The organism is Pseudomonas sp. PS02303 (assembly GCF_029959925.1).
Taxonomy (GTDB): domain Bacteria; phylum Pseudomonadota; class Gammaproteobacteria; order Pseudomonadales; family Pseudomonadaceae; genus Aquipseudomonas; species Aquipseudomonas mandelii.
This window is the reverse complement of record NZ_JASCOM010000259.1, coordinates 1-8,169: the sequence shown is the minus strand read 5'-3', so window position 1 is coordinate 8,169 and position 8,169 is coordinate 1. Positions and strand designations below refer to the sequence as shown.

Genomic DNA, 8,169 nt, shown 5'->3' with positions numbered 1-8,169 from the left:
CGCTGCGCGCCACTCCCCGGATGAACACCTCCACTCAGCCTCCCGAAAGGGGCGGGTAGATCAAGATCAAGAGCTGCAGGCGAGCTAACGCTCGGCCTGATGAGTGGTGAAGAGCGAAGCGTGTACACCGAGCCCCTTGTAGGAGCGAGGCTTGCCCGCGAAGGCGGCCTGACAGCCGACCAATCTCTTGCAGGTACACACATTCCACTGTAGGAGCGAGCCTGCTCGCGAAGGCGGCCTGACAGCCGACCAATCTCTTTTACATGTACCCCCATTCCACTGTAGGAGCGAGGCTTGCCCGCGAAGGCGGCCTGGCAGCCGACCAATCTCTTTTGCAAGTACCCACATTCCACTGTAGGAGCGAGCCTGCTCGCGAAGGCGGCCTGACAGCCGACCAATCTCTTTTACAGGTACCCCCATTCCACTGTAGGAGCGAGGCTTGCCCGCGAAGACGGCCTGACAGCCGACCAATCTCTTTGCAGGTACACCCATTCCACTGTAGGAGCGAGGCTTGCCCGCGAAGGCGGCCTGACAGCCGACCAATCTCTTTGCAGGTACACCCATTCCACTGTAGGAGCGAGGCTTGCCCGCGAAGACGGCCTGACAGCCGACCAATCTCTTGCAGATACCCACATTCCCCAGTAGGAGCAAGACTGCCCGCAATGGCGTCTACCCAGCCCCCCATGCCCGCCATGCATATCCCGATCCCCCCGACTCCCTGTAAACTCCGCGTTCTTTACCGACGCACAGGGAGCTCAAATGTCCGGTTCGATCCTTTATATCCACGGCTTCAACAGCGCGCCTTCGTCAAAAAAGGCCACGCAGTTGGTGCAAGTGATGGACCGCCTGGGTTTGAGCGATCAGTTGCGCGTTCCTGCCTTGCATCACCACCCGCGCGAAGCCATCGGTCAGCTGAACAAGGCGATTGAAGAGCTTGGGCGGCCACTGCTGGTAGGCAGCTCACTCGGCGGCTACTATGCGACTCACTTGGCCGAGCGCCATGGCCTCAAGGCCCTGTTGATCAACCCTGCCGTCAGTCCGCACCGGATGTTTGACGGGTATCTGGGGACGCAGAAAAACCTGTATACCGATGAGGCCTGGGAATTGACCCACGACCACGTGACGGCCCTGGCCGAGCTGGAAGTGCTGGCGCCCCAGGATCCGCAGCGGTATCAGGTGTGGTTGCAGACCGGCGACGAAACGCTGGACTATCGCCTCGCCCAGCAGTATTACCGCGCCTGTGCCTTGCGCATCCAGGCCGGCGGCGACCATAGTTTCCAGGGTTTTGCCGCGCAACTGCCGGCAATGCTGAGTTTTGCCGGTATCGGCGCAGATTTGTATCAGGCGATCGATTTCACAGCACTGTGAGTCGTCGTCTCTTTTTCACAGAACACTTTTTTGACAGGCGGACGACGAGACCCCATGGCCACTCCCAGCGCTAGCTCTTATAACGCAGACGCCATCGAAGTCCTCTCGGGCCTCGACCCGGTGCGCAAACGCCCCGGCATGTACACCGACACCAGTCGGCCGAACCACCTCGCCCAGGAAGTCATCGACAACAGCGTCGACGAAGCCTTGGCCGGGCACGCAACGTCGGTGCAGGTCATCCTGCACGCCGATCACTCCCTGGAAGTCAGCGATGACGGCCGTGGCATGCCGGTGGACATTCACCCGGAAGAAGGTGTGTCGGGCGTCGAGCTGATCCTCACCAAGCTTCATGCGGGTGGCAAGTTTTCCAACAAGAACTACCAGTTCTCCGGCGGTCTGCACGGGGTGGGTATTTCGGTGGTCAACGCTTTGTCGACCGAAGTCCGGGTGCGCGTGAAGCGCGACGGCAACGAATACCAGATGACTTTCGCCGACGGTTACAAGAAAACCGAGCTGGAAGTGATCGGCACCGTCGGCAAGCGCAACACTGGCACCAGCGTGTTCTTCGCCCCGGACCCGAAGTACTTCGATTCACCGAAATTCTCCATCAGCCGCCTCAAGCACGTGCTCAAGGCCAAGGCCGTTCTGTGCCCGGGGCTACTGGTCAGTTTTGAAGACAAGGCCACCGGCGAGAAAGTCGAATGGCATTACGAAGACGGCCTGCGCTCCTACCTGGTTGACGCCGTCAGTGAATTCGAACGCCTGCCGGACGAGCCGTTCTGCGGCAGCCTGGCCGGTAACAAGGAAGCGGTCGATTGGGCGCTGCTGTGGTTACCGGAAGGTGGCGACAGCGTGCAGGAAAGCTACGTCAACCTGATCCCGACGGCGCAGGGCGGCACTCACGTCAACGGTCTGCGTCAGGGCTTGCTCGATGCGATGCGCGAGTTCTGCGAATTCCGCAGCCTGTTGCCGCGTGGTGTGAAGCTGGCGCCGGAAGACGTCTGGGAACGCATTGCGTTCGTGCTGTCGATGAAAATGCAGGAACCGCAGTTCTCCGGCCAGACCAAGGAACGTCTGTCGTCCCGTGAAGCGGCGGCGTTCGTTTCCGGTGTGGTCAAGGATGCGTTCAGCCTGTGGCTCAACGCTCATCCGGAAACCGGCATGCTGCTGGCGGAACTGGCGATCAACAACGCCGGCCGTCGTCTCAAGGCCAGCAAGAAGGTCGAGCGCAAGCGCATCACCGCCGGGCCGGCATTGCCGGGCAAACTCGCCGACTGCGCCGGGCAAGACCCGATGCGTTCCGAGCTGTTCCTGGTGGAAGGTGATTCCGCCGGCGGTTCGGCCAAACAAGCGCGGGACAAGGAATTCCAGGCGATCCTGCCGTTGCGCGGCAAGATTCTGAACACCTGGGAAGTCGACGGCAGCGAAGTGCTGGCCAGTCAGGAAGTGCACAACATCGCCGTGGCCATCGGTGTCGATCCGGGAGCAGCGGACATGAGCCAGCTGCGTTACGGCAAGATCTGCATTCTCGCCGACGCCGACTCCGACGGCCTGCACATCGCCACCTTGCTTTGCGCTTTGTTCGTCCAGCATTTCCGCCCGCTGGTGGATGCCGGTCACGTTTACGTCGCGATGCCGCCGCTGTACCGCATCGACCTGGGCAAAGAGATTTACTACGCCCTCGACGAAGCCGAGCGCGATGGCATTCTCGATCGCCTGGTGGCCGAGAAGAAACGCGGCAAGCCGCAGGTCACCCGATTCAAAGGACTGGGTGAAATGAACCCGCCGCAACTGCGCGAAACCACCATGGACCCGAACACGCGGCGTCTGGTGCAGTTGACGCTGGACGATTTCGAAGCGACCTCGGAAATGATGGATATGCTGCTGGCGAAGAAACGCGCCGGTGACCGCAAATCCTGGCTGGAATCCAAAGGCAACCTCGCCGAGGTTCTTGGCTGATGCGGGCTGGCTTTGCCCTGGCGTGTGCGTTACTTCTGACCTCCGTTTCGGCGCTTTCCGAACCGGCACCGCAGTTGCGCCTGTTGTCCGAGCATCCCGTCGACGGCATGCGCGGCGGCAATCTGTCGGGGCTGGCCCAGTGCGGCAAAGACTTGTGGACGGTCTCCGATCGCGACGATGACCAGATCTACCGTCTCGATACCCGCGACACGGTCTGGCAGGCCGAAACCGTGGGCATCGGCGTGCCGGCGGTGCCGGACAGCGGTTTGCCCTGGGGGTTGCGTTCGCGGGCCTGGGTCGCGGCGTTTGTACGGGGCGGGGACCTGGATTTTGAAGGCATCACTTGCGACAGCGCGGGTAATCGCTACATCGTCAGCGAGTCCCATGCCGCGATCCTGCAAGTGCCGCCCGTTGGGCCGTCGTCCTGGCTGAAGATCTCGCCGATGCTGGTTCGCGAAGCTCGGGCCAGTGGCATGCTGTTGCAGTTCAATGCGCTGTTCGAGGGGCTGGCGATCAATCCGGCGGGCGATCAATTGTGGCTCGCCGCCGAGCGTCAAAGCCGTGGCTTGTTGCTGATCAAGCGCAAACAGACGGTGTGGGATTGCGACGGTGGTTGCGTGCTGCTGAGCGAGGCGGGGAAAGAAATGCAGCCGGCACAGTTTCCACAGGCCAAAGCCGTGACTCGGGACTTTGCCGATGTATCGCTGTTCAACGGCAAGCTGTTTACCCTTGAACGCAACGCTTACCAGATCTGCCGCCGCGACGCGGTGACGGCCAAGGTCGAGCGCTGCTGGTCATTTGCCGATGAAGCCTTGCAGGAACACCGCCGCTATCAAAATCCGTTTGGTCTGACTGAAGCGTTGATTGTCGACGCCGAGGGTGCCTGGGTCGGCACCGACAACAACAACGATGCCCGCGCCGATGGCGAGGTTCGCCCGGTCGTTTGGCGCTTCGCCGCGCCTGAAGGTGGCTGGAGTGCCAAGCCGTGAGCCAGCAAACGCCGGGAAAGCGTGCCGGTCGGGTGTTCATGGTGCTGGCCTGGTGCGCGGCGCTGTTCCTGGCGACGCGGTTTTTCGGCCAGTGGGAGGATCGGCAGCAAAATCCCAATGTGGTCGTCAGCTCGGAGCAGGGCGAAGGTTTTATTGAAGTGAAACTGGCCAGCAACACCCAGGGGCACTTCGTCGCCAGCGGCCAGATCAATGGCCAGCCGGTGGATTTCATGCTGGATACCGGGGCAACCGATGTGGCAATCCCGGCGCAAATGGCCGAACGGCTGAAACTGGAACAAGGCTTCGGGGTGACCCTGAGCACCGCCAACGGTCGTACCGAGGGTTATCGAACCCGCGTCGACCGGCTGCAACTGGGCGACATTGTGCTGCGTGATGTGCGCGCCATCGTCGTGCCAGGCCTGGATGGCAAGCAAGTGCTGCTCGGTATGAGCGCGCTGAACAAACTTGAATTTACCCAGCGCGGTGGCACCATGCTGCTGCGCCAGACAACGAACCGATGAGGCCCGCATGAGCGACTCCCTTGATCTCAGCCTGGACGGTGTAGAACGCCGGTCACTGGCTGACTTCACCGAAAATGCCTACCTCAACTACTCCATGTACGTGATCATGGACCGTGCCTTGCCGCATATCGGCGACGGCCTGAAACCGGTACAGCGGCGCATCATCTATGCGATGAGCGAGTTGGGGCTGGACGCCGATTCCAAGCACAAGAAATCGGCGCGTACCGTCGGTGACGTGCTCGGTAAGTTCCACCCGCACGGCGACTCGGCGTGCTACGAAGCCATGGTTCTGATGGCCCAGCCGTTCAGCTATCGCTACACGCTGGTCGACGGCCAGGGTAACTGGGGTGCGCCGGATGATCCCAAGTCCTTCGCCGCCATGCGTTACACCGAGGCGCGGCTGTCGCGTTATTCCGAAGTGCTGCTCAGCGAACTGGGCCAGGGCACGGCGGACTGGGGGCCGAACTTCGACGGTACACTCGACGAGCCGTTGGTGTTGCCGGCGCGTTTGCCGAACATCCTGCTCAACGGCACCACCGGCATCGCCGTGGGCATGGCCACCGACGTACCGCCGCACAACCTGCGCGAAGTCGCGACAGCCTGCGTGCGCTTGCTCGATGAACCCAAAGCCACGGTCGAGCAACTCTGCGAGCACATTCAGGGCCCGGATTACCCGACCGAAGCGGAAATCATCACGCCTCGTGCCGATCTGCTGAAAATGTACGAAACCGGCAAGGGGTCGGTGCGCATGCGCGCCGTGTACCACATCGAAGACGGCGACATCATCGTCACCGCGCTGCCGCATCAAGTCTCGGGCGCCAAGGTGCTGGAGCAGATCGCGGCGATGATGCAGGCCAAACCGTCCAAAGCCCCGCAGATCGCTGACCTGCGCGACGAATCCGACCACGAGAACCCGTGCCGGATCGTGATCATTCCGGGCGCGCGGAAGAACTTTGACCACGATGCGCTGATGCAACACCTGTTCGCCAGCACCGAGCTGGAGTCGAGCTACCGGGTCAACATCAATATCATTGGCCTGGACGGCAAGCCGCAGCTGAAGAACCTGCGGGCGCTGCTGGTGGAATGGCTGGAATTCCGCGTTCAGACCGTGCGTCGTCGTCTGCAATTCCGCCTCGACAAGGTCGAGCGTCGCCTGCACCTGTTGGACGGTTTGTTGATTGCCTACCTCAACCTGGATGAAGTGATTCACATCATCCGTACCGAGGAACACCCGAAAGCCGCGCTGATCGCACGGTTCGCCCTGAGCGAAATCCAGGCCGACTACATTCTCGACACCCGTTTGCGTCAGTTGGCGCGACTGGAAGAGATGAAGCTGCGTGCCGAGCAAGATGAGCTGCTCAAGGAACAGGCCAAGCTGCAAGCCCTGCTGAGCAGCGAAGCCAAGCTGAAAAAGCTGGTACGTACCGAGCTGATCAAGGACGCCGAAACCTACGGCGACGACCGTCGTTCGCCCATCGTCGAGCGCACCGAAGCCAAGGCCCTGACCGAGCACGATCTGCTGCCGAACGAGAAAGTGACTGTCGTGCTGTCGGAAAAAGGCTGGGTGCGTTCTGCCAAAGGCCACGAGATCGACGCCACCGGGCTTTCCTACAAGGCCGGGGATGGTTTCAAGGCATTGGCACCGGGCCGCTCCAACCAGTTTGCAGTGTTTATCGACTCCACCGGTCGCAGTTATTCGGTGGCGGCCCACACGCTGCCATCGGCCCGTGGCCAGGGCGAGCCGTTGACCGGCCGTCTGACGCCGCCGCCAGGGGCGAGTTTCGAATGCGTGCTGATGCCGGAAGACGATTCGCTGTACGTGATCGCCTCCGATGCCGGATACGGCTTCGTGGTCAAGGGTGAAGACCTGCAAGCCAAGAACAAGGCGGGCAAGGCGTTGTTGAGCTTGCCGAACAACTCGAAGGTCATTCTTCCGCGCCCGGTGACCGATCGCGAGAACAATTGGCTGGCCTCGGTGACCACCGAAGGTCGCCTGCTGATCTTCAAGATCAGTGATCTGCCACAATTAGGTAAGGGCAAAGGCAACAAAATCATCGGGATCAACGGTGAGCGTGTGGCCAGTCGCGAAGAATATGTCACGGACATCGCCGTACTGCCGGAGGGCGCCACGTTGGTGCTTCAGGCCGGAAAACGTACGTTGTCGCTGAAAGCGGACGACCTCGAACACTACAAAGGTGAGCGTGGTCGTCGTGGTAACAAACTGCCACGTGGCTTCCAGCGGGTCGATGCGCTGCTCGTCGAAAACCTCAATTAAGCGGCCTAGAGCGCTCGATCTACGATTTAACGCGTAGATCGACGCTTTGCCGCTGGAGTCGGAACGCATATTCACGGATGATATGGCCTTTCAAGCGCCGGCGTGGCCGAGCGTTCTTCATATTTATTGAGTATTTTCACTGTGGTTAGCCTTGTGGCAACCACCTGGATGGGACGATGACTGCTCTGCGCCTTCCTTTTATTTTGATGCTCGCTGGCGTTCTTGGCCTGGCGGGTTGCAGCGTTCACCAGCCGGTGTCGCTGTATCAGCTGGACAGCGGAAGTCCGGTTCAGCCTGCGCAAAGCGCCGGCATGGCGGTATTGCTCGGCCCGGTAACGCTTGCGGATTACCTGCAACGCGAAACCTTGTTGCAGCGACAGCCGGATGGCAGCCTTCAGGCGTCGACCGACGGTCGTTGGGCTGGAAGCCTGTCGTCGGACGTTGATCAGCTGTTGCTGCGTCAGGTGGCGGGCCATCTGGACAGTCAGCGGGTTGTGCTGGCGCCTGCGACCCTCGGCTTCACGCCGGATGTCCAGGTGCTGCTGACGATTACTCGTCTGGACTCGGGCGAATCGCAACCGGCGATCCTGGATGCGCAATGGCGCCTGATCGACCGTCGTGGCCAGGTTCGCGATAACCGCATCATTCACCTGCAGGAGCAGCACGCAGGCGGCACGGCGGCTCAGGTTCAGGCTCAAGGGGTGTTGCTGCAGCGTCTGGCCGAGCAATTGTCCGTGGCGCTCAAGCCACTGGCTAATCAACCGCCGATCGCTGAAGCACCCAAAAAGCCTGCTCCGAAGCCAGTGGCTCCCGCGGCAGAGCAAGAGAAACAGCCGAAGATCCCGATGGCCTCGCCGATCCGGACCGATATGGAAGTGTTCAGGTTCTAAGCCTGGATTGATCCAAGAACAAAGCCCGCAGTGATGTGGGCTTTGTTGTTTCTGCAGGGTGCAGATATCTGACGCTTGTCCTGAGCTCTTCGCGAGCAGGCTCGCTCCCACAGGTTTTGTGTCGTACACCTATCGCGCGAACGACGCAGGACCTGTGGGAGCGAGCC

At 61.1% G+C, this 8,169-nt stretch carries 6 protein-coding genes; all 6 read left to right on the top strand.

The annotated features are described in order from the left end of the window. Nucleotides 1–759 precede the first annotated feature (759 nt). The 6 genes from QMX98_RS29535 (at nt 760) to QMX98_RS29510 (ending at nt 8,002) form a co-directional block, all read left to right on the top strand. Nucleotides 760–1,368 (top strand): YqiA/YcfP family alpha/beta fold hydrolase, encoded by a 609-nt coding sequence (locus QMX98_RS29535; protein ID WP_282411795.1) that lies wholly within the window; start codon nt 760–762, stop codon nt 1,366–1,368. Nucleotides 1,369–1,422: 54 nt separating this feature from the next. Next, nucleotides 1,423–3,327, top strand: coding sequence for a DNA topoisomerase IV subunit B (gene parE / locus QMX98_RS29530; protein ID WP_010464236.1), 1,905 nt, complete (start codon nt 1,423–1,425; stop codon nt 3,325–3,327). Further along, nucleotides 3,327–4,316, top strand: coding sequence for an esterase-like activity of phytase family protein (locus QMX98_RS29525; protein ID WP_282411794.1), 990 nt, complete (start codon nt 3,327–3,329; stop codon nt 4,314–4,316). The genes parE and QMX98_RS29525 overlap by 1 nt, the downstream gene beginning before the upstream one ends. Next, nucleotides 4,313–4,837 carry a TIGR02281 family clan AA aspartic protease gene (locus tag QMX98_RS29520; RefSeq protein WP_077750229.1) on the top strand — a complete coding sequence of 175 codons (525 nt, stop codon included), beginning with the start codon at nt 4,313–4,315 and terminating at the stop codon, nt 4,835–4,837. Before QMX98_RS29525 ends, QMX98_RS29520 begins: the two co-directional genes overlap by 4 nt. Nucleotides 4,838–4,844: 7 nt before the next feature. Next, a complete protein-coding gene (gene parC, locus QMX98_RS29515; RefSeq protein ID WP_010464231.1) occupies nt 4,845–7,112 on the top strand; it encodes a DNA topoisomerase IV subunit A in 2,268 nt (755 codons plus the stop codon). A 176-nt stretch (nt 7,113–7,288) separates the two neighbouring features. Beyond that, complete coding sequence (locus tag QMX98_RS29510; protein ID WP_010464228.1) at nt 7,289–8,002, top strand: ABC-type transport auxiliary lipoprotein family protein; 714 nt, start codon at nt 7,289–7,291, stop codon at nt 8,000–8,002. The last annotated feature ends 167 nt before the right edge of the window (nt 8,003–8,169 follow it).